The sequence below is a fragment of the Luteibacter jiangsuensis genome, from assembly GCF_030812295.1.
Classification (GTDB): domain Bacteria; phylum Pseudomonadota; class Gammaproteobacteria; order Xanthomonadales; family Rhodanobacteraceae; genus Luteibacter; species Luteibacter jiangsuensis_A.
On sequence record NZ_JAUSSK010000005.1, the window covers coordinates 260903 to 282950 of the forward strand.

The following is a 22048-nucleotide window of genomic DNA, read 5'->3' on the forward strand; positions in this document are numbered from 1 at the left end:
GGTTCCTCATCGTGTGGCGGCCTGTGCGGTTTCCAGCGCGCGGGCCAGTCGCTTGGCCGACACCGGCTCCGCCGTCTTCAATTCCTGGGCGAACAGCGAAACCCGCCATTCCTCCAGCAACCAGCGCAGTTCGTCCCAGGTCCTGTCGTTCAACGCGGTCCCGCCCGCGTTGAGCAGCGCGCGCCAGTACGGCAGCACCTGCAGCATACGCGACTGGTCGCGCGCCGGGTCCTGGCGAAGGCGCTCGCCGCGCAACCGCATGGCCTTGAGGTAACGCGGGTAATGACCCAGCCGTGCCAGCGGCAACTCACGGAGGAAGCCCGGCTGCAACAAGGCGGCCAGTTGTTCGCGCAGGTCGTCGTAGCTGGCCTTCGCGAAACCCATTAGCGGCGGGTCCATCCATGGCTTGAGTTCGGCCTGTGCCTCGATGATCGGCTCGGCCAGCTTCTGTCGCGCCATGGCCGCGCCGAACAACTCGCGCCCAAGCTCCACACGCAAGGCCTCGAACTCCCCCTGTGTTCGCGCATCCAGCCGACGGTCCGCGACGAGATCCTCGAATCCCCCCTCGACCAGGTCCTCGCGCAAGCCATCGATACTGCCCAGGGGGGCGTACTTCAACGATAACGCGTTGGCGATCGGCAGTTGCCGCCGCGCACGCTTGAACTCGGGCGCGAGGGCCTGCCGGAGCAGTCGCTCCACGCCGGCCAGGTGCGCCTCGGCGGCCTCGTCCGCGCGTTCGAACACGCGCAAGGCCACGGCCTCGCCCAGGTCGACGAGCGCGGGATAAGCTTTCAGGCCCGCTTCCGAGCGGACCTCCCTCGGGATCGTCTCGAAGTCCCAGGCAACGATATCCTCGCGGGTCAGCTCGACATCGGTCTTGCGCGAGAAGGCTTCGCGCGCCTTGCCTTCCCAGCGGGCACGGATCTCGGCCAGGTCGCGTCCTTCGGCCACCGTGCGGCCATCCTCGTCGTGCACCCGGTACCGCATGAGCAGGTGGGGCGGCAGTTCGGCATCGGCGAACGCGGCGGCATCCACCTCCACGCCCGTGGTGCGCTTGAGGAAGGCCGCCAAGGCCCTGGCCAGTGGCTCGTCGCGAGGGCCCTCCGCCTCGGCGAAGGCACGCGCGAAATCGGGTGCGGGAACGAAGTTGCGGCGCAACGCCTTGGGCAAGGAACGAATGAGCTCCGCCACCTTGTCGGCCAGGAGCCCAGCCACCAGCCATTCGCCCCGTGCCGCCGGCAAGGCGTTGAGGAAGGCCAACGGCACCTGGATCGTGACGCCGTCGGCGGGATCGCCCGGCACGAAGCGGTATTCGAGACGGTAGCGATGCTGGCCGATGTCGAGCGAAGCCGGAAAAGCCTTCGGATCGAGGCCGGCGCCATTGTCCATCACATCGGCGAGGGTCCAGCGCAACGCCGCCTGCTCGCCTGGCGAGGCCTTGCGATACCAGGCGTCCAGCGCCCGCGCATCGGCGATCTCCTCCGGCAATTTACCGTCGAAGAAGGCGGCCAATGCCTCGTCCGCGCGCAACAGACCGGCGCGGCGCTGCTTCGCCTCGATGTCGTGGGCCTGTTCCAGCACGCGCGCGTTGGCACGGACGAAATCGGCACGACTGTCGATATCCGCGCGTACGAGCGCCTCGCGCACGAAGATCTCGTGGGCCAGCCGCGGATCCTGCTTGTGAAAGGTCACCGGCCGGCGCTCGACCAGTACGAGGCCGAACAGGGTGACCTGTTCATACGCGATCACGGTGCCGCGCTTACGCGACCAGTGGGCATTGCGCGCGGTCGCCCTCACCAGATGGGCCGCTTGCGTCTCGACCCACGCAGGGTCGATACGCGCGCACATCATGGCCCAGATGCGGCCACCGATATCGATGATCTGCGCGGCGAACACCCAGGCCGGGGGAGCCTTGGCCAGAGCCGATCCCGGAAAGACCTGGAAACGCCGCTCGCGCGTGCCGCGGAACACGCCCTTCTCGTCCTTGTGCCCGATCTGGGTAGGCATGCCGGCGAGCAGGCTGCGGTGGACGGCTTCGAACAAGGCGTCACCCTGGGGGGGCGACGCGGGGGCACGTTTTCCGTTTTCTGGCTTGCCAGCCTCGTGGGAACGGACCCTGTCCGCGATCCGGGCGGGGCGGCGGCCCCCATCGCGGACAGGATCCGCTCCCACCGAGCCGGATTCTTCCGCCGGGGTGGGCTCGGCTTGCGCGGAGACGGTCGACCAACCGAGGTCGCGGATGACGAGCACCAGCTGGCGATGCAGTTCCCGCCATTCGCGCATGCGCATGAAACTCAGGAAGTGCCGCGAACACCAGTCGCGCAGCTTGGACGAGGTGAGTTCCTCGGCGCTGTCGAGATAACCCTTCCACAGGTTCAGCACGCCGACGAAGTCCGACTTTGGATCGGCGAACTGCGCATGCGCCGCGTCGGCCTGCCCACGCGCCTCCGGCGGTCGTTCGCGCGGGTCCTGAATGCTCAGGAACGCCACGATGGTCGTGATCTCGGCGAGGCTGCCCAGACGCCGCGCCTCGACCAGCATCCGAGCGAGCTGGACGTCGATCGGCAAGCGCGCCACGGTACGTCCCACCCCGGTCAGGCGGCGGCCGTCGTCGATGGCGCCGATCTCCGCGAGACGACGGTAGCCATCGGCCACGACGCGCGGATCGGGTGCGTCGAGGAACGGAAAATCCTCCACCTCGCCCAGGTCGAGCGCGAGCATGCGCAGGATGACGTTGGCGAGCGAGGAACGCAGCAGCTCCGGATCGGTGTATTCGGGCCGCAGGGTGAACTCCGCCTCATCGTACAGGCGGTAGCAGATGCCGGGGCCGACACGTCCGCAGCGGCCTTTGCGCTGGTTGGCCGCGGCTTGCGAGATCGGTTCGACGTGCAGGCGCTCAAGCTGCCCGCGCTGGCTGTAGCGCTTCACGCGCGCCGTGCCCGAATCGACGACATAGCGGATGCGCGGCACCGTGAGCGAGGTTTCCGCCACGTTGGTGGCCAGCACGATGCGCCGCTTCGTTCCCGGCCGGAACACCCGGTCTTGCTCGTTCGCCGACAGCCTCGCGTACAGCGCGAGTACCTCGGTCTCTCGATACGTCTTGCGCGACAGCAACAAGTGCGTGTCGCGGATCTCGCGTTCGCCGGGAAGGAACACGAGCACGTCTCCGCGCGGGTCTTCCCGGGTGATCTCGTCCATCGCATCGGCGATCTGCTGCGAGATGTTGCCCTCGCCGCGTTCACCCGGCGGACGGTAGCGGACCTCGACCGGGTACGTGCGTCCTTCGACCGTCACGATCGGTGCGCCCTCAAAATGCGCCGCGAAGCGTTCCGTGTCGATCGTCGCCGAGGTGACGATGATCTTCAGTTCGGGCCGGCGCGCGGCGAGGCGCTTGAGGTAGCCGAGCAGGAAATCGATGTTGAGGCTGCGCTCGTGCGCCTCGTCGATGATGATGGTGTCGTAGGCGGACAACCAGGGGTCGGACTGCGTCTCGGCGAGCAGGATGCCGTCGGTCATGAACTTGACCAAGGCCTGGTCGGAGACCTTCTCCGTGAACCGGACCTGGAAGCCCACCTTGTCGCCGATCGGCGTGCCCAGTTCCTCGGCCACGCGCACGGCCACCGAACGGGCGGCGAGGCGGCGTGGCTGCGTGCAACCGATCAGCCCCGCCTCGCCGCGGCCGGCGGCGAGGCACAGCTTCGGCAACTGGGTGGTCTTGCCCGAACCGGTCTCGCCCGCGATCACCACCACCTGGTGCTCGCGGATCAACTTGACGATGTCGTCGGCGCGCGCGGCGATCGGTAGCGAGGCATCCACCGTGACCGGCGGCTTGGAGGCCGCCCGGGCGGTCCGGCGGGCTGTCGAATTCGCGATGTCGGCCGCCAGCGCCTCGACCCGGGCCGGATCGGGCTTGCGCGACAGTGCGCGCCAACGGCCGAGCAGGCGGCCGAAGTCGCGGCTGGTCACCTGCGCCAGCGCGGCGCGCAGCTCTCGCAGGCGCGGATCGGGAGAAGAAGGGCGTGCGGGGCGTGTGGAGGTGCTCATGGGAACGCCAATGATAGCGTGGGCCTATCAACGACATCGGAAGCTTTCATTTCACGTGCACCTGGGGGGCCGTTAAAATTCCGCTCCAACGATCGAAGAACCCAAGGAGAGTCGCGACATGGCCATCGATATCGGTATCGCCAAGAAAGACCGCGAAGCGGTCGCCAAGCACCTTTCAAAGCTCCTGGCGGACACTTATTCGCTCTACCTGAAGACCCACAACTTCCACTGGAACGTCACGGGCCCCCAGTTCAACAGCCTGCACGCCATGTTCGAGGTCCAGTACAACGCCCTGTGGCTGGCCGCCGACGAGGTCGCGGAACGCATCCGCATCCTCGATGTCTTCGCCCCGGGCTCCTACAGCCAGTTCTCCAAGCTCACCTCGATCAAGGAAGAGGCTGGCGTGCCGGAGTGGAAGGACATGGTCGCCCAGCTGGTGGATGGTCACGAGATCGCCGCCGCCACCTCCCGCGACACCATCAAGGCCGCCGAGGCCGTGGGTGACGAAGGCACCGCCGACATGGTCACCGGACGCCTGAAGGACCACGAGAAGACGGCCTGGATGCTGCGCTCGCTGCTGAAGTAAGCATCGGCATCCACCGGCGGGTGGGGAGCGCGCTTCCGCGCGAATGGGGTCACCGCAAGGTCCGTTCGCTGCCAAGGCCGCTTCCCGCCCGGGGATTTCCGATCGTTCCGGGCCATCCGGCCCATGCGCCAAGCCCCCGCCACAGCCCCTACTCTGAGTTCAGCCTGACCGGTCGACCCACGATGCGTTGAGCCGCAACGCACCGTTCGTTAAGCTCCCCGGGTTACCTCATTGATACCACTCGGGGGCCAGCCGGTCCGGGGATTGTTTTGAGCGCTGCCACGACGACCGAACGAAGCCACCCGATCCTTGCCGCGCTGATCCTCGCGATCCTTGTGGCAGCCCTGAATTTCGGGCTGTGGCTCGTCGCCAACCTGCCGAACGGTCCCAGTGACTGGCACGGTCCCATTCCCGGTTTCGCGTTCACCGCCTACCAGCGCTACCAGAACCCCATCAAGGGCGACGTCTCCACCGATGCGGAAATCGATTCGGACCTGCGCCTGATCAAGCGCTATTCGCCGCGCATCCGTACCTACTCGATGATGGAAAACCCCCAGGTGATACGCCTGGCGGACAAGGAAGGCCTCGACGTGATGGCCGGCGCGTTGATCGATGCCCGCCTCGAGAACAACGAGCGCGAGATCGAGGCCCTCATCGCGCAGGCGCACCGCTTCCCGAAGACCATCTCCCGGGTCATCGTCGGCAACGAGGTGCTCTTCCGTGGCGACCTCAAGCCCGACCAGGTGATGTCCTACCTCGACCGCGTGCGCGCCGCCGTGCACCAGCCGGTTTCCGTGGCCGAGCCGTTCCATATCTGGCTGCAAAACCCGGAGCTGGCCGACCACGTCGACTTCATCACCGTGCACCTGTTCCCCTACTGGAACGGTATCGAGGCACGCGCCGGCGTCACCGATTCCATTGAAAGCTACAAGGCCCTGCGCGCGCAGTTCCCGGGCAAGCACATCGTCATCGGCGAGATCGGCTGGCCTTCCAATGGCGATCGCTACAAGTACGCCTATCCGAGCGTCTCGAACGAGGCGATCTTCCTGCGTACCTTCTTCAACGCCGCGAAAGCCGACGGCATCGACGACTATTACGTTCTCGAGGCCATCGACCAGCCCTGGAAGGAAAACCTCGGCGAAGGGCGCACCGGCGCGTACTGGGGCATGTTCAACGCCGACCGCCAGCTGAAGTTCCCCTTCACCGGTCCCGTCACCGAGGACGTGGGCTGGCCGTGGAAGGCGCTGGCCGCTTCCGTCCTGGCATTTTTCCCGATGCTCTGGTTCGGCATCCGCTTCAACCGCTTCAAGCTGATGGGCCGCCTGTTCTTCATGGCGCTGATCCAGCTCGCCTGCGGCCTGATCGTCTGGTCGGCGACCCTACCCTTCAATTTCTACCTCAGCCCGTTCGACTGGGCGATGCTGATCCTGCTGTTCCCCGCGCAGATCGCGATCCTGGGCATCCTGCTGATCAACGGCTTCGAATTCACCGAAGTGCTATGGCGGCGCAGCTGGGTGCGTCACGCCGGCATGCTGCCGCACGATCCGGTGGAGAAGCAGCCGTTCGTCTCCATCCACCTGGCTTGCCACAACGAGCCACCGGAGATGGTCCAGATCACGCTCGATTCGCTGGCTGCGCTGAACTACGAGAATTTCGAAGTCCTCGTCCTCGACAACAACACCAAGGATCCTGCCGTATGGCAGCCGGTCGAGGAATACTGCAAGAAGCTGGGGCCCAGGTTCCGCTTCTTCCACCTGGAGCCATGGCCGGGATACAAGGCGGGCGCGCTGAACTTCGGCCTCACCGCCACGGACGAGCGTGCCGAGGTGGTGGCCGTGATCGACGCCGACTATGTCGTGCGCGAGGACTGGCTGGCTTCCCTCACCGGCTACTTCCACGATTCGAAGGTGGCCGTGGTGCAGTGCCCACAGGCGCACCGCGACTTCGAGAAGAACCGTTTCCGCCGGATGACGGCCTGGGAATACGACGGCTTCTTCCGTATCGGCATGCACCATCGCAACGAGCGCAACGCGATCATCCAGCATGGCACCATGACGATGGTCCGCCGCTCCGCGCTGGAAGGCACCGGTGGATGGTCCGAGTGGACCATCTGCGAGGATGCCGAGCTCGGCCTGCGCCTGATGCATGCGGGCTACGAACTGGTCTACGTCGACGAACTGATGGGCAAGGGCCTCACTCCGGCCGACTTCAAGGCATACAAGAGCCAGCGCTATCGCTGGGCCTTCGGCGCCATGCAGATCCTCAAGGGCCGCTGGAGCTGGATGACCCGGAAGGGCCCGCTCTCGGCCGGCCAGCGCTTCCATTTCCTCACCGGCTGGTTCAGCTGGTTCGCCGATGCCCTGCACTTCGTCTTCACGATGATGGGCCTGCTCTGGACCGCGGGCATGATCTACGCGCCCGAATACTTCAATCTGCCGATGCAGCTGTTCCTGATCCCCGTGATCGGTTTCTTCTTCGCGAAAGCCATCTTCGGTATCGTGCTGTATCGTGCGCGCGTGCCATGCGGCTGGTACGACACCCTGATGGCCTCGGTGGCCAGCATGGGCCTGTCGCATGCCATCGCCCGCGGCATCCTGCACGGCCTCACGCGCGAAAAGACGGCCTTCGTCGTTACCGCGAAGAGCCGGCGCATGGGCGGCAGCAGCTTCGCGGCCTTCGCACCGGTACGTGAGGAAGGCCTCATGGCCATTGCCCTTCTACTGGCGGTGATCGGCATGGGCTTGCATTACGGCACCAGCTATGTCGAAAGCGTCCTGTGGATGTTCATCCTCGGCGCACAGTCCATTCCTTACGTATCGGCACTGGCGGGTGCGTGGATCGCGCATCGCGCGGGCGACGAAGCAGGTTGAGCCGGGCCGTCGTTCACGTTTGCATATCGACGTTGCACGCCTCGCGAGGTAAGTTACGCCAAGACCTGACGTCAGGGGGTGCTGGACGCATCCCCGCTAGCGGCCGTGTCACACGGCCTTGGATCACGACCGGAACGGGACGCTCATGCGCCTTACCAGACGCCATGGACTGCTGCTTCTGCCGTGGTTCCTCATGCCCTCGATCGCCCATGCCGGCATCGTGCTCCATGTCGACGGAGTCGACGAGAACCTCAGGGGCGCGATCGTCGCCGGCGTCGAGTTGAGCCAGTACGCCAAGCGCGACGTCACCGCGGCGCAAGTGCGCCGGCTCTACGAAAAAGCACCTGACGAAGTCCAGGCGGCCCTGCGGCCCTACGGCTACTACGAAGCCACGGCCACCGGCGATCTGAAGCAAATCGGCAACGACTGGCAGGTGACCTTGCATGTGGTGACCGGCACGCCCGTGCAGGTCACCGCGGTAAACGTCGAGGTCGACCCGGACGTGGCAAAGATACCGGCCATCCGCCGCGCCCTGCGCGGGGTGGAAAACCTGAAGGGCACGCCGCTCAACGATGGCACCTATGACGGCGCACGCGATACGGTCAGCGGCGCACTCACCGCCACCGGCTTCCTCGACGCACGCCTGGTCACCCGTAGGGTGGAAGTGAACCGCGCCGAACATTCGGCCGCGGTGAACCTCAAGTGGGACGCGGGCCGGCGTTATCGCTACGGCCACATCGCGTTCAAGAACTCGCAATTCCGCGAAGGCTTCCTCGACCGCTACGTGCCCTTCAAGAGCGGTGACTACTTCTCGCAAAACCAGCTGCTCGAACTGCAGCAGGCGTTGAACGGCGCCGACTACTTCGCCGTGGTCAACGTCATACCCGATACCGACAACGCGAAGGACGGCACGATCGACATTGCCGTGGAACTGGCGCCGGCCAAACGGACGATCTACACGGGAGGCCCCTTCTTCGGTACCGACACGGGCGCAGGGCTGCGCGGTGGCATCGAGAAGCGCTGGATCAACGACCGCGGACACAAGTGGAAGAACGAGCTGGTGCTCGCACAACGCCTGAAGACGCTTTCCACGCTGTACCAGATCCCGATGCCCGGCCCCAACCAGCGCAGCTTCAACTTCGGCGCCAACTTCCGCGATGCCGATACTGTCACCTCGCAGTCGCGCACGCTGCAACTGGTCGCGAACGAAACCCGCCTGTGGCATGGCTGGCAGCGCACCATCGGCATCAATGCATTGTCGGGCACGTTCACCGTCGGCAAGCGCGGCGGTGAGGGCGACAACGCCGAGGGCCTCGAGCGCGGCCGCAGCACCCTCCTGTATCCCGAGATCACGCTCAGCCGGAAGAGAGGCGACAACCCCACCTTTGTCCGCAGCGGCTGGTCCCTCACGCTCACCGCACGCAGTACCGCGGGACCGCTCCTGTCCGATGCCAGCTTCTCCCAGGTGATCGGCGACGTGAAATGGATCCAGTCGTTCTGGGGCAGCAACCGCCTGATCCTTCGCGGCAGCGCCGGCAAGCTGTGGACGAACAACTTCAGCGACCTGCCCCCGCAGCTGCGCTTCTTCGCCGGTGGCGACCGCTCCGTGCGCGGCTACGACTACCAGAGCATCGGCCCGCGCAACGCCTACGACCGCGTGATCGGCGGCGAGGGCCTGCTGGTCGGCAGCAGCGAGGTCGAACACTACTTCACGCGCAACTGGGGCATGGCCGCCTTCATCGACGCGGGCAACGCGTTCACAGGAACCGACTACAGCCCGCGCGTCGGCGCAGGCCTTGGCGTACGCTGGTTGTCGCCCGTCGGGATGATACGCGCCGATATCGCCGTCCCCGTCGGCGACAAGAACGAGCACGGCATTCACCTGCATGTCGTCATCGGGCCCGACCTGTGAGGAGCACCGGCATGAAATGGTTGATCCGCATCGGCGGCGCGCTGGGCGTCCTGCTCGTGGTCGTCCTGCTCGGCGTATGGTGGCTGGTCGGCAGTGCATCGGGGCTTCGCTTCGCACTCGCCCGTGCCCAGGCCTTCACCGGTAACGCGCTCACGGTGGAGAAGGCCGAAGGCCGGCTCGCCGGGCCGCTGGATATCTCCGGGCTTCGCTATCGCGACGGCAAGGGCATGGACGTTCGCGTCGCCGCGGCACATCTGGACTTTTCCTTCGGCGCCTTGCTGCGCAAGCGCGCCCATGTCCACGAATTGCGCGCCGACGGTATCGATGTCGTGCTCGGCCCCGCGGAGCCGGAACCGGATACGCCGTCGGAGCCGTTCTCCCTGAAGCCGCCACTGGATATCGTGCTGGACAAGGTGAAGGTCGGCCACGTGCGTGTCACGCAGGAAGGCAAGCCCTTGTTCGAGTCCAACTCACTCGATCTCGCCGGTTCGTGGACCGCCAACGGCATCGCGCTGAAGTCCCTCGCCTTGCGCGCGCCCGATGGCCAGGCCGACCTGGGCGGCACGCTCGCCGTCGGCGACGGTTACAAGGGCGATGGGAAGGCCTCCTTCGCATGGAAGGTCGGCGACGTGGACTATGCGGGGGAGATCGAGGCGCATAGCGATGGCGCAAAAGCCCACGCGATCGTGAAACTGCGGTTGCCTTTCGTGGCCGAGGTCGATGCCAACCTGGTGCAAGGCGGCGATTACGCCTGGACGGCGAAGATCGACGCGCCGCGCTTCGACCCCAAGCCGCTCCTCGGCGACGACAGCCTGGCATCGCTCGGTCTGGCGCTACAAGGAACGGGCGACCGGTACGGCGCCCGGTTTGTCGGCGACGTCGACCTCGGCGATTACCGGGTGCGGCTCGCGCCGATCAAGGCGGCGTTCGACCACGAGTACAAGCGCCTGACACTCGACGAGCTGACGATCGCATCGCCCCAGGTCAAGGGATCGCTCTCCGTCAGGGGGACGGTCGAGATCGCCGCGCAACCGCTGTCGGCGGACCTTGCCCTCGATTGGAAGGACGTGCTCGTCCCCGCCACCGTCGCCGGCCAGGATCTCGCGAGCACCGGCCGCCTCACCTTCAAGGGCAGCTCCGAGTCTTATCACGCGGAAGGCGATGTCGACATCGGGCCACCCGACCGTATCGGCAAGTTCACCCTCGATGTCGACGGCACGCCGGATCGGGTGACCCTCCGCTCCGTGCAGCTGAAACAGCGCACCGGCAGCCTCACCGCGAGTGGCGCGCTCACGCTGCGCCCCACCCTGGCGTGGAAGCTCGACATCAAGGGCGATCGCTTCGATCCGGGGCAGATCCTCGCTGAATGGCCAGGCGCCCTGGATCTCGATCTCTCGACCGAAGGGCGTCTCGATAACGACAAGCCGCTGGGCTCGCTCGAACTGCGCAAGCTCGACGGCACGCTCCGCAAGCGCCCACTGCGAGGCAGTGGCACGCTGACGCTGAAGCCCGGCGAGGTGGTCAACGGCAACCTCGATCTCGCATCCGGCGGCAGCACCATCCGCCTGGACGCCAAGGGCGACACCGCCAACGACGCCACGCTGAAGCTCGCCATCGCCTCGCTGGGTGACTGGTTGCCCGATGCGGGTGGTCGGGTCGCCGGTGACATCTCGGCCAAGGGCAACCTGCCGAAGCTGGCGGTGAAGGCGAAGTTGCACGGCAGCACCATCGTCTACGCCGACCAGAAGATCGAGGCGATTTCCGTCGACGCGGATATCCCGGATATCAGTACACCGGGCGGCAAGCTCGACGTCGTCGGCACGGGCTTGGTCAGCGGAGGGCTGGTCTTCAGCCGCGTCGATGTCGCCGCCCAGGGCAGCCAGGATCGCCACCAGCTCAGCGTCGACGCGAAGGGCCGGCCGCTCGCCGCCAGCCTGCTGCTCTCCGGATCGCTGAAGGACGGCGGATGGAACGGCACGCTGTCCACGTTGAACATCGACTACCAGGGGTTGCCGCCCTGGCACCTGCAAAACCCCAGCGCGATAGCTTGGAAGGACGGCGCGGCGAGCGTGAGCGACCTCTGCCTCACGGCCGGTGATCCCCTTCTCTGTGTCGCAGCCAAACAGGACAAGGGCGGCAACCTCGATGCGAGCTATCGCCTGCGTCGCGTGCCCCTCGCGTTGTTGATGACGGTGGCCGAGGCTTCGAACAGCCCCATGCGCGCCGAGGGCATCATCGAAGGCGACGGCAACATCCGGCGCACGGCGGGTGGAGCACTATCGGGCCAGGCGAACGTCACGTCCGCCCATGGTTCGGTGGCCTATGCCGATCGAAGCGACCGTCCACTGCTCGTCTACGACAACCTTTCCGCCAACGCCCAGCTCGCGCCCGACAACCAGCGTGTGACCTTGCATGCCTCGTTGAACGGTGGTGGATCGCTCGACGGCAACGTATCGCTCAGCGGGGCGCAGCAGGCACTCGGCGGCACGGTCGCCTTGCATCTGAAGGACCTCTCTGTCATCGAGCTGTTCACCGCCGAGCTCGCCGACGTGAAAGGCGCCCTCGACGCCAACTTCAATCTTGGCGGCACCGTCGCCGCGCCCGCCATCACCGGCCAGGCCATCGTCGGCGGATTCGCCGCGGAAGTGCCCAGCGCGGGACTCAAGCTCAAGGACGGACGGATCAGCATCGACACCACCGATGCGAAGAACTACCTCGTCGAAGGCACGATCCGCTCCGGAGACGGCACATTGTCGATCAAGGGCAACGCGACCCTCGGCACCGGCGCACAGATGCGCCTCGGCATCGAGGGATCGAAGTTCACCGCCGTGGATATTCCGGCCGCGAAGGCCGTCATCTCACCCGCCCTGACGATCGTGCAGGACGCCAAGGGCATGACTGTCAGCGGCAAGCTCAACGTCGACATGGCCGACGTCGATGTCGAACGGCTGCCTGGCGCTGGCGCGACCAAGGCCTCGCCCGACATCGTCGTGATCGATGACAAGCAGCGCGAAGCGGCGGAGGAATCGGCACCGATTACAGCCGACATCCGCGTCGACCTCGGCAACAAGGTACACCTCGTCGGCTTCGGCATCGATGGCCGTATCACCGGCCAGCTCGATGTTCGCGAACGCCCCGGGCGTGCCACGACGGGCCAGGGCCAGATCGGCGTGGACGGTACCTACAAGGCCTACGGGCAGGATCTGCGTATCGAACAGGGCCAGCTGCTGTTCGCCAGCACGCCGATCGACAACCCCGGCCTGAACATCCGTGCCGCACGTACGTTGAATCCCAACGCCACCGTCGACGAAGGCCAGAAAGTGGGTCTCTACGTTTCCGGTACGGCGCGCCGCCCCATTCTCACCGTCTTCTCGAATCCGGTGATGGAACAGTCCGACGCCCTCTCCTACCTCGTCACTGGCAAGCCGCTGTCGCAGGTGAAGGGTGGCGAAGGCAACATGGTCGGCGCCGCGGCCCAGGCCCTCGGCTCGGCGGCAGGCGACCTGCTGGCGAAGAGCGTGGGCTCGAAGATCGGTATCGACGACATCGGCGTCAGCAACAACGACGCCCTCGGTGGCACCTCCGCCTTCACCGTCGGCAAGTACCTGTCGCCGCGCCTGTACCTCAGCTATGGCGTCGGGCTGTTCGATCCCGGCCAGGTCATCACGCTGCGCTATCTGTTCAGCCGCAAATGGAACTTCGAAGCGCAGAACGCCACGGATTTCAGCCGGGCGAGCTTCAATTACCGGTTGGAGAGGTAGGCAGCGGCATGGCAGCGGCTAATGCGTCATCCGCGAGCGGCGTGCAGTCGGTGGAGCAGCTCCGCTTCGGCAAGCGAAATACCGCAGGTCTCCGCGATGTCCTTGGCCGATGCCCCTTGGCGGGCGAGTCGCTGCGCCAACGCAAGCGCGCGATCCGTGTTGCCGCCCGGCTCGTTCGGCATCGTCACCGTCGGGCCACGGCGGACCTGGTCCTCGATGTCACCCAGCCGGTTTTCGAGGCGACGGAGCATGCTGGCAAGCGCTTCGCTCGGGATGGCCGGCTCGGACGATGCAGCCGGTGAAGGCTGCGTTACCTCGGTGACGGGGACGGAAACCTGCTGCTTCGGTGCCTTCGGCGCCGCACCGAAACGGCGAAACAGGAACAGGAGGCCAGCCAGGTTGAGGATGGCCAAGGCGATCAGCACGTATCCGATGGCGGCGTTCATGCGGGCGGGACTCCGTGGATTCGCGCTACACGGTAGCGGCGATGGATGGTCGCGGCAAGCGCGCCCGTGGCGCGGGATCGCGGCTGAAGCGGTTCCCACATGTCTTCGGGTTCCTCCCGGTTGCCCGTCCGACGCCAGGAGTTCAGGCGCGGCAGAGCTTCTGCACGTCGACCAGGGCGATGAATCCGTCCTCGCGGGTGATCACGCCGCTGACGGGATCGTCGCGGCGTTCGGCACGGCCAGGGGGCGGAGGGTCGACCTCGTCGGGGTTGAAGGTGAGCATGTCGCCGATGACGTCGATGCGCATGCCCACCACCGTGCCGCCGTCGTCGAAGACGATGACACGCTGCGCATCTTCCTCGTCGGCGCTGGCGACGCCGTCGAGGCCGAAGCGGCGGCGGCCATCCAGTACGGGAACGATCTGCCCGCGCAGGTTGACGATTCCCAGGACATCGTCCGGAGCGCCGGGCACCGGCGTGATGTCGCCGGGGCGGATCACTTCGCGCACGCTGGTGAGCGATAGCGCGTAGCGCTGACCCTTCAATGAAAAGCCGAGCCAGGCGCCTCGCCCGTCGCGGGGGGTATCGGTCATGTGCCCAGTTCCTTTTCCAGCCATTCGATCAGTGCCGTGGTGCCTACCACGCCACATTTGGGTTCAAGCGACATGCCGGCCAGCCACGGACGTGTCGCGGCGCCCGTGCGCCATTGGATCGCCTCCGCCTGAAGCTCGACCGGCTCCTCGTCGACCACGCAAGCGAGTGCCCAGGTACGGTCACGCAGGATGACCAGGGTAGTGGTCGTCGCGCCGGCCATGTCGGGCGAGAGGATCGCGGCAAGATCGGCCACGCGCGCCTCGCCGCTGGGGTGGCGCCAGCGGCCGAGGCAGATTGGGTTGCTCGTATTCGGGGGAGTCAGCGGGGGCATCGGCAGCACGTGGGTGACATCGGCCATGGGCACGGCCAGCCTCACGCCAGCGGCCACGCACAGCAGGTAGCGAAGATCGCGCGCACGCGCCGCCTCGGAGGCAGGCATGGTGCGCCAGGGCTCGAAAGCCACGACCTGGACTGCGCCCGCCGGCGCCTCCGCGCTGGTGGGCGCGGGTGTCAGCAGGTCCGCGAGATAGTCCGCGACGATCTGCTCCGCTTCCTGCATGGCCCGGATCATGCCGCGGCACCCGTCATCGACGACACCGGCAGCGCCAGCAACTCGTCGAGCAACCGGCGGTAGGCCAGCCCGCCACGCCGTGCCGCCGGCCACGACGCCAGCGGGACGCCGGCTGCGCTGGCCTCGCGAATCTGCGTGTCGGTCGGAATCACGGCCTCGCTCACGGCGTCGCCGTACTGCTCGCGCAACTGTGCAAGGCAAGCGCGTGAGGCATGCGTGCGCGCGTCGTACAGTGTCGGCACGATCGTGCGCAACATGGGCTTCCCACGCGAGCGCTCGATCATCGACAGGCTGCGCAGCATGCGCTCCAGGCCGGCGAGCGCCAGTGCCTCGGTCTGTGTCGGCACGAGCAGGCGATCGCTGGCCGCCAACGCGTTGACCATCAACACGCCGAGTGTCGGCGGGCAATCGAGCAGTACGTGGTCGAAATCAGGGGCGAGCTCGGCCAGTGCGTGGGTGAGGACCAGGCCCATGCCGGGACGCGTGCCGATCTGCCGGTCGAGGGTGATCATCGCGGCCGACGCGGGCAATACGCTGAGACGATCCCACTGTGTCGCATGCACCAGCGTGCGTACAGGGAGTGGATTGCCACCGATGCCGAAGAGATCGTACACGCTGCCGTGTGCCGCGCTCTCGACGCCGATGTATCCCGACAGCGATGCATGCGGGTCCATGTCGATCAGCAGCGTGCGCTTGCCGGATTCAGCCATCAGGCTGCCCAACGCGACGGTGGTGGTCGTCTTGCCGACACCGCCTTTCTGGTTGGATATGGCCCAGACGCGCATCATCGGGCTCCCGCGGCGGAGAGGTCGACACGGTCTGCGTCGCTATAGAAGCGTGCCGGCGCGGCCTTGTCGCTCATCACCACGATAAGTACGCGGCGATTGCGATTGCGCCCCTCATCCGTCGCGTTGTCGGCCGTGGGACGGAATTCGCCCCAGCCGATGATGCCGACACGATGCGGGTCGACGCCGGTCGTGGTGAGCAGGCGCGCCACGGTGGCCGCGCGGGCGGCCGACAGCTCCCAGTTGGAGGGAAACGTGGCCGTCGCGATCGGGGTGTTGTCCGTATAGCCTTCCACGCGCATGGCGTTCGGGAAAGGCGAGAGGATGCCGGCGAGCTTGCGCAGCACATCCTCCGCGGGAGCCTGCAACTTCGCCACGCCGACAGGGAACAGGATGTCCGTGCGTACTTCGATCTCGAGCCAGTCCGGGGTCTTGCGTACGCTGACCATGTTCTTGTCGATCAGCGGCTTCATGGCACGCTGCACTTCATCGGCGATCTGACTGAGGCTTGCGGCCTCGGTCTTGCCGATGGCCGTGTTGGCCGCCGTGGCCGTGTTGACGCTCGCCGCCGCTTCCTGGCGTTCCGGCGCCGCTCCCTCGTGGCCGGGAAGTGGCAGGTTGCGTGGCGGGATGGGCACGTCGATCTTGGCGATCGGCGCGGCCGCGGGTGCGCGCGACTGGTTCGGCAATGGCACCTGCGCGGCGGGCGTGGCTTCGCGAATCGGCTCGATGACCTTGCCGGTACCATTGAATGCTTCGTTGATCGACTGCGCCATCACCCGGAACTTGGTCTCGTTCACAGCGGAGACGGCGTACATCACCACGAACAGCGCGAGCAGCAAGGTGATCAGGTCGCCGTACGGTATCGCCCAGCGTTCGTGATTGATGTGCTCCTCGTGATGCCGCCGCTTCACGACAGGAACCCCTGCAGCTTGCTTTCGATGTGCCGCGGGTTGTCGCCCTGGGCGATCGAGACGAGGCCTTCCACCAGGATCTCGCGCATCTGCGAGCGGCGGCGGGCCAGGCCCTTCAGGCGCGATGCCATCGGCAGCGCCAGCAGGTTGGCCAGGCCGATGCCGTAGATCGTCGCGACGAAGGCCGCGGCGATGCCATGGCCCAGCTTGCTCGGCTCGGCGAGGTTCTGCATCACGGACATCAGGCCCATCACGGCGCCGATGATGCCCATGGTCGGCGAATAGGCGCCGGCGTTCTCGAATACCTTGGCTGCCTCGATATCGGTGTGCTCACGGGCCAGCACTTCCACTTCGAGCACCGAGCGCATCGCGTCCGGCTCGGTGCCGTCCACCAACAGTTGCAGCCCCTTGCGGATGAACGGATCGGATTCGCGTTCGATCGCCGGTTCCAACCCGAGTAAGCCGGTGCGGCGGGAGATTTCACTCCAGCCGACGATGCGGCTGACGAGGTTTTCCGATTCGATGTCCGGCGGACGGTAGACCCAGGGCAACATGCTCAAGGCGCGCTTCAACACGGCGCCGGGTGTCTGCACCAGCAAGGCGGCGAAGGTACCGAGGAAAACGATGACGAACGCGGCCGGGTTCCACAGGGCATCGAGGCTCGAGCCCTTCAGGATGGTTCCAACGATGATGACCACGAAGGCCAGGATCGTTCCGACGACGCTCACGATATCCATGTCAGACCGCCATCCTCAGTGTAGGCAACACCTGCCCGCTGTCGTCGGCAAGTCCGGCGAGGTCGAGCACGAGCGAGATCCGCCCGTCGCCGGTGATCGTGGCGCCCGCCACGCCCGGAACATCCTTCAGGAAAGGCCCGAGCGGCTTGGCCATGACGTCTTCACGGCCCAGCACTTCGTCGACGAGGCAACCAAGTGTCTGATGGCCGATTTGCACCACGACCACATGACCGCCCTTCCCCGCCGTGCCGGCCCAGCGGCCGAGATCGACCAGTGGCAGCGCGCGCTGGCGATGCGCCGCGACGACACGGCCGTCGAGTTCCTGGACCTGGCCGGGAATGAGTTCGAAAACCTCGGCCACGTTGGAGAGCGGTAGCGACAGCAGACGATTGCCCACGCGCACCATCAACACGCGCAGGATGGCCAGCGTCAATGGCACCGACAGGCGTACGGTGCTGCCATGACCCACCTGCGAATCGATCGACAGCGTGCCGCCGAGTTCGACGATCTTGGTTTTCACCACGTCCATGCCGACGCCACGGCCGGAAATGTCCGAGACCTGGCTGGCGGTAGAGAAACCCGGGCGGAACACGATCTCGTAGCATTCGCGCTCGTCGAGGCGCGCGGCCTGATCCTCGTCCATCAGGCCCTTCTCCACGGCCTTGCGACGCAGGACCTCGGGATCCATGCCCTTGCCATCGTCGGTGACGGTGATGACGATGCGGTCGCCGTACTGGCCGGCCGCCAGGCGCACGGTGCCCGCGCGGGACTTGCCTTCGCCAGCGCGGACATCGGGCATCTCGATGCCATGGTCCACCGCGTTGCGCAGCAGGTGCACCAGCGGATCGGCCAGGGCTTCCACCACCGTACGGTCGATATCGGTTTCCTCGCCCTCGGTGACCAGCTCGATCTCCTTGCCTAGTTGCCGGGCCAGGTCGCGGACGATGCGCGGAAACCGCGAGAACAGCTTGCCTACCGGCTGCATGCGCATGCGCAGCACGGCGTTCTGCAGATCCTCCGCCACGCGCTCGAGTTCGCCGATGGCACGTTCCATCGGGTCGTTCGTGCCACGCGGGGCGAGGCTGGTGAGACGGTTGCGCACGAGCACCAGCTCGCCCGCGGCATCGACCAGGCCATCGAGGCGGTGGGTATCGACGCGGACCGTGGTGTCGGCGGTGGAAGCGGCGCGTTTTTCGGTGGCTGCCGGAGCTGGCTTCGCCGCGGTTTGCGCAGCGGGAGCAAGCTCGGGCGAGGCGGTGGACGGTGCGACTGGTGCGGCGATGGGCGCGACCGGCGCGGACGACGTCGAGCCCGCCGCCACAGCGGGACCACTCGCGGCACCAGGGGCGGCCGTGCCATGGAGGCTGTCGAGCAGCGCTTCGAATTCGTCGTCGCTGATCGCGTTTCCAGCGGCGGGCGGGGCGACTGCCTGGGCCACGACCGGTGCAGGACCCATGGTGGCAGGTGCGGCCAGATCGGAAACCGGCGGGGCGTCGGCCGTCGTGTCGGCACCGGGAGCACCCGTGCCATAGAGTGAATCGAGCAGTGCTTCGAACTCGTCGTCGGAAATCGTGCCCGACGATGCGGGGGCGGGCTCGCGGTCGCTGCGCGCGGCGTCGAGCATCGCTTCGAATTCGTCTTCGATCGGGTCGTACGGCCGCGCCTGCGCGGGCGCAGCGGTCGGCGCGACGGCCGGCATGGTCAAGGCCACCGGCGGCGCGGAGACCGCGCGGCCGGGAATCAGCAGGCGGTCGAGCAACGAACGGGGCGCCGCCTCGATCGGCAAGCCGCCGTCGGCGGCGCGCATCATGTCGTTGAGGAGATCGAGCGACTCCAGCAGCGCGTCCATGAAGCCTGCGTTGAGCACGATCGAGCCGTTACGGGCCTCATTGAGGAGGTCTTCACCCCGATGGCAAAGCTCGACCATCGGATTGAGGCCAAGGAAGCCCGCGCCGCCCTTCACGGTGTGGAACGCGCGGAAGACCGCGTTCAACAGCTCCATGTCGTTCGGCGACGCCTCGAGGTCCACGAGCTGTTCGCCCAGGCTCTCGAGCAACTCCCGCGCCTCGATCAGGAAGACGTTGAGCAGCTCGTTGTCCAACTCCACGCTCATACGGCGCTCAGAACCCGAACTCGCTGAGGAGGCGATCCACTTCGTCCTGGCTGACCTTGTCGGCGGTCGGCGCGGCGCCGCCCGCCAGCGAACCGGTCAGGCGAACCAGTTCCACCAGCGAGGACTCGACCTTGGCCATGAAGGCCTCGACCTGGGCCACGCGCTGGCCGGAAAGATCCTGCCAGGACTGCGCCTCCACCATCTCGCCGAAGCCGATATCGCAACTCTGCGCGAAATCGCCCACGCGCACGGCCAGCGCGGTGGCATGGGTGGCGAAGGCCGGATCGGCGTGTTCGAGCACCAGCACCTCGTCCGCCTGGCGGGCAAGGGCCTGCGCCTGCGGACGCAGCTTCTCGCTGAAATCGAGCGTGCGGTGCGCGGCCTGCGAACTCATTTCGAGCACGTCGCGCAGGTGCTTGCGCGCATCGCTCATGTTGCCCGGCACGCCGTCGTGAGAAATGTCGGCGGCGAGGCGGCGGGCGGACTCGTGCAGGTCGCGCGCGAGGTGGCCGAGCGCCATGAACAGGTGTTGCTCGCGGGTACGCAGCAGTTGGTCGAGCGCCTGCTCGAAGGAGACGCTGTCGTCGGCGTCGAGCAGTGCGCGCAGTTCGGGGGCCACGTCGTGGCCGCTGGAAAGCATGGTGTTCATGGTCGTTCCTTAGCCCGCGGCCGCGGCGAGTCGTTCGAAGATCTTGTCGAGTTTTTCCTTCAGCGTGACCGCCGTGAATGGCTTGACGACATAGCCGTTCACGCCACTCTGCGCCGCCGCGATGATCTGGTCACGGTTGTTCTCCGCCGTGACCATCAATACCGGCATGGCCTTCAGCGCCGCGTCGGCACGGATCGCCCGGAGCAGGTCGATGCCGGTCATGTTCGGCATGTTCCAGTCCGTCACGACGAGGTCGAACGGCTGCGCGCGCAGCAGCGCCAGCGCCGCGTTGCCGTCCTCGGCCTCCTGGATGAGGGTGTTGGTGAATCCCAACTCCACCAGGAGGTTCCTCACGATGCGTCGCATGGTGGAGAAATCGTCCACCACGAGGATCTTCATGTTCTTGTCCAAAACTCGTCTCCGCCTTGCTACCGCGCGTTCGTCAATGCTTGTCTTTCCAACCCGACATGCGTGCGCGGAGTCGAATGAGGGCCTGGCCGTGGATCTGGCACACCCGCGATTCGCTCACCCCCAGCACCGCACCGATTTCCTTCAGGTTGAGCTCTTCATCGTAGTACAGCGACATGACCAGCTTCTCCCGCTCGGGCAATCCGTCGATGGACTGCGCCAGCGCGTCACGCAGGCCTTGCTGCTCGAACAGTCCGTCCGGCCCCGTGGCATCCGGGTCGACCACGTCGATCGCGGCGCCCTCGTCGCCCTCTGGCGCCGTTAGGCTCAGCAACCGCGCACTCGCCGCGTCGGCCAGGATCTGGTTGTACTCCATGGCGTCGATACCCAGCCGCTTCATCACTTCCGCGTCTTCGGCGTCGCCACCCGTCTCGTTCTCGATCTGCCTCGTCACCTCCGCGACCTCGCGCAGCTTCCGGTGGACGGAGCGCGGGGTCCAGTCCGTCTTGCGCAGTTCGTCCAGCATGGCGCCACGAATGCGGATGCCCGCATAGGTTTCGAAGCTGGCCGCGCGAGTCGGCGAATAATTCCTTGCCGCCTCGAGCAGTCCGATCATTCCGGCCTGCATGAGGTCGTTCGCATCCACGCTTGGCGGGAGCCGGCCCATCAGGTGATAGGCGATTCGGCGCACCAGCGGCGCGTGGTTCTTGACTAGTTGATCCGCCGGGATACGCGTGATCTCGAGATATTCGGTCGCGACGCTCACAGTGGCAGTCCTCCCCCCAGATGGGACCGTTCGGCGAAAAAGCCGATGCGTCCCTGTGCCCGGGGTTCGGGCTCACCCCATGTATCGACCGACCTGGCCAGATTCTTGAATCCGACCGCCGACCGGCTGCTCGGCCAGGCATCGACCACCGCCGACTGGCGGCGGATGGCCTGGCGCAGGTACTCGTCGTGCGGAACCATGCCCATGAAGTCCAGGGACACGTCGAGGAAGCGGTTCGTCACCCGTGACAGCTTCTCGAACAGCTGGCGGCCCTCCTGGGCATGCCGGACCATGTTGGCGACGATACGAAAACGGTTTACCGCGAACTCGCGGCTCATGACCTTGATCAACGCGTAGGCGTCGGTCAGCGAGGCCGGCTCGTCGCAGACCACGACCACGACCTCGTCCGAGGCGGCGGCGAACATCGACACGCTGTCCGAGATCCCGGCGGCCGTATCGACGATCAGGTATTCCGGCGGCAACGGATATTCGTCGAAGGCGCGGATCACGGCCGCGTGCTCGATGTTCGGCAGCTGCGCCATCCGGCGCGTGCCGGAGGTGGCGGGGATCACCTTGAGGCCGTGGGCGGCCTGGAGGATCAGGTCCTCGATGCCGCACTCGCCCTCCAGCATGTGGCCGAGGTGCCGGGTCGGCTGGAGGCCGAGAAGGACGTCGATGTTCGCCATGGCGAGGTCGGCGTCGAGGAGGACGACGTCACGGCCGCCCATCGCGAGCGCCATGCCGAGATTGACCGCCACCGTGGTCTTGCCCACGCCACCCTTCCCGCCCGCGACGGCGATGCTCCGGGTGGGGCGGCGATCGGCGAGCCAGTTGAGTCCGGCGGCCTGAGTGGAATCGACGTGTGTGCTCATGAAGGAAGTCACTGCCGTAAG

General features: G+C 66.4%; 16 protein-coding genes. 4 read left to right on the forward strand and 12 right to left on the reverse strand.

Annotation, left to right across the window (positions count from 1 at the left end; genetic code table 11):
- Nucleotides 1–6: 6 nt before the first annotated feature.
- Nucleotides 7–4044, reverse strand: coding sequence for an ATP-dependent RNA helicase HrpA (gene hrpA / locus J2T07_RS17380; protein ID WP_306851644.1), 4038 nt, complete (start codon nt 4042–4044; stop codon nt 7–9).
- Between the two features lie 118 nt (nt 4045–4162).
- Between hrpA and J2T07_RS17385 the strand changes: the two genes are divergently transcribed.
- The 4 genes from J2T07_RS17385 (at nt 4163) to J2T07_RS17400 (ending at nt 13173) form a co-directional block, all read left to right on the forward strand.
- Nucleotides 4163–4630, forward strand: coding sequence for a Dps family protein (locus J2T07_RS17385; RefSeq protein ID WP_306851646.1), 468 nt, complete (start codon nt 4163–4165; stop codon nt 4628–4630).
- Nucleotides 4631–4899: 269 nt separating this feature from the next.
- On the forward strand, nt 4900–7500 hold the full coding sequence (locus tag J2T07_RS17390) for a glycosyltransferase (RefSeq protein WP_430539375.1): 2601 nt from the start codon (nt 4900–4902) through the stop codon (nt 7498–7500).
- A 145-nt stretch (nt 7501–7645) separates the two neighbouring features.
- On the forward strand, nt 7646–9412 hold the full coding sequence (locus tag J2T07_RS17395; protein WP_306851648.1) for an autotransporter assembly complex protein TamA: 1767 nt from the start codon (nt 7646–7648) through the stop codon (nt 9410–9412).
- Between the two features lie 11 nt (nt 9413–9423).
- Complete coding sequence (locus J2T07_RS17400) at nt 9424–13173, forward strand: translocation/assembly module TamB domain-containing protein (RefSeq protein ID WP_306851650.1); 3750 nt, start codon at nt 9424–9426, stop codon at nt 13171–13173.
- 26 nt (nt 13174–13199) lie between these two features.
- Here J2T07_RS17400 and J2T07_RS17405 read toward each other — a convergent pair whose 3' ends face one another.
- The 11 genes from J2T07_RS17405 to J2T07_RS17455 form a co-directional block, all read right to left on the reverse strand.
- A complete protein-coding gene (locus tag J2T07_RS17405; RefSeq protein WP_306851652.1) occupies nt 13200–13619 on the reverse strand; it encodes a DUF2802 domain-containing protein in 420 nt (139 codons plus the stop codon).
- A 142-nt stretch (nt 13620–13761) separates the two neighbouring features.
- Nucleotides 13762–14211, reverse strand: coding sequence for a chemotaxis protein CheW (locus tag J2T07_RS17410; RefSeq protein ID WP_306851654.1), 450 nt, complete (start codon nt 14209–14211; stop codon nt 13762–13764).
- Entirely contained in the window at nt 14208–14783 is a 576-nt protein-coding gene (locus J2T07_RS17415) for a chemotaxis protein CheW (protein WP_306851656.1), read from the reverse strand. The genes J2T07_RS17410 and J2T07_RS17415 overlap by 4 nt, the downstream gene beginning before the upstream one ends.
- Nucleotides 14780–15571 carry a ParA family protein gene (locus tag J2T07_RS17420; RefSeq protein ID WP_306851658.1) on the reverse strand — a complete coding sequence of 264 codons (792 nt, stop codon included), beginning with the start codon at nt 15569–15571 and terminating at the stop codon, nt 14780–14782. The genes J2T07_RS17415 and J2T07_RS17420 overlap by 4 nt, the downstream gene beginning before the upstream one ends.
- Entirely contained in the window at nt 15568–16482 is a 915-nt protein-coding gene (gene motD, locus J2T07_RS17425; RefSeq protein WP_306851660.1) for a flagellar motor protein MotD, read from the reverse strand. The genes J2T07_RS17420 and motD overlap by 4 nt, the downstream gene beginning before the upstream one ends.
- The gene (locus J2T07_RS17430) at nt 16479–17219 is read right to left on the reverse strand and encodes a flagellar motor protein (protein ID WP_306851662.1); all 741 of its coding nucleotides are present in this window, start codon (nt 17217–17219) and stop codon (nt 16479–16481) included. Before J2T07_RS17430 ends, motD begins: the two co-directional genes overlap by 4 nt.
- Nucleotide 17220: 1 nt before the next feature.
- Nucleotides 17221–19332, reverse strand: coding sequence for a chemotaxis protein CheA (locus J2T07_RS17435; RefSeq protein WP_306851664.1), 2112 nt, complete (start codon nt 19330–19332; stop codon nt 17221–17223).
- Between the two features lie 7 nt (nt 19333–19339).
- Entirely contained in the window at nt 19340–19981 is a 642-nt protein-coding gene (locus tag J2T07_RS17440) for a protein phosphatase CheZ (protein ID WP_306851666.1), read from the reverse strand.
- A 9-nt stretch (nt 19982–19990) separates the two neighbouring features.
- On the reverse strand, nt 19991–20392 hold the full coding sequence (gene cheY, locus J2T07_RS17445) for a chemotaxis response regulator CheY (RefSeq protein ID WP_306851668.1): 402 nt from the start codon (nt 20390–20392) through the stop codon (nt 19991–19993).
- A gap of 31 nt (nt 20393–20423) precedes the next feature.
- Entirely contained in the window at nt 20424–21155 is a 732-nt protein-coding gene (locus tag J2T07_RS17450) for an RNA polymerase sigma factor FliA (protein ID WP_306851669.1), read from the reverse strand.
- Nucleotides 21152–22027 (reverse strand): MinD/ParA family ATP-binding protein, encoded by an 876-nt coding sequence (locus J2T07_RS17455; protein WP_306851670.1) that lies wholly within the window; start codon nt 22025–22027, stop codon nt 21152–21154. The genes J2T07_RS17450 and J2T07_RS17455 overlap by 4 nt, the downstream gene beginning before the upstream one ends.
- Nucleotides 22028–22048: the final 21 nt, after the last annotated feature.

Coding starts and splice junctions, on each gene's coding strand:
- hrpA (WP_306851644.1), bottom strand. CDS start 4,044: ATGAGCACCTCCACACGCCCCGCACGCCCTTCTTCTCCCGATCCGCGC.
- J2T07_RS17385 (WP_306851646.1), top strand. CDS start 4,163: ATGGCCATCGATATCGGTATCGCCAAGAAAGACCGCGAAGCGGTCGCC.
- J2T07_RS17395 (WP_306851648.1), top strand. CDS start 7,646: ATGCGCCTTACCAGACGCCATGGACTGCTGCTTCTGCCGTGGTTCCTC.
- J2T07_RS17400 (WP_306851650.1), top strand. CDS start 9,424: ATGAAATGGTTGATCCGCATCGGCGGCGCGCTGGGCGTCCTGCTCGTG.
- J2T07_RS17405 (WP_306851652.1), bottom strand. CDS start 13,619: ATGAACGCCGCCATCGGATACGTGCTGATCGCCTTGGCCATCCTCAAC.
- J2T07_RS17410 (WP_306851654.1), bottom strand. CDS start 14,211: ATGACCGATACCCCCCGCGACGGGCGAGGCGCCTGGCTCGGCTTTTCA.
- J2T07_RS17415 (WP_306851656.1), bottom strand. CDS start 14,783: ATGATCCGGGCCATGCAGGAAGCGGAGCAGATCGTCGCGGACTATCTC.
- J2T07_RS17420 (WP_306851658.1), bottom strand. CDS start 15,571: ATGATGCGCGTCTGGGCCATATCCAACCAGAAAGGCGGTGTCGGCAAG.
- J2T07_RS17430 (WP_306851662.1), bottom strand. CDS start 17,219: ATGGATATCGTGAGCGTCGTCGGAACGATCCTGGCCTTCGTGGTCATC.
- J2T07_RS17435 (WP_306851664.1), bottom strand. CDS start 19,332: ATGAGCGTGGAGTTGGACAACGAGCTGCTCAACGTCTTCCTGATCGAG.
- J2T07_RS17440 (WP_306851666.1), bottom strand. CDS start 19,981: ATGAACACCATGCTTTCCAGCGGCCACGACGTGGCCCCCGAACTGCGC.
- J2T07_RS17455 (WP_306851670.1), bottom strand. CDS start 22,027: ATGAGCACACACGTCGATTCCACTCAGGCCGCCGGACTCAACTGGCTC.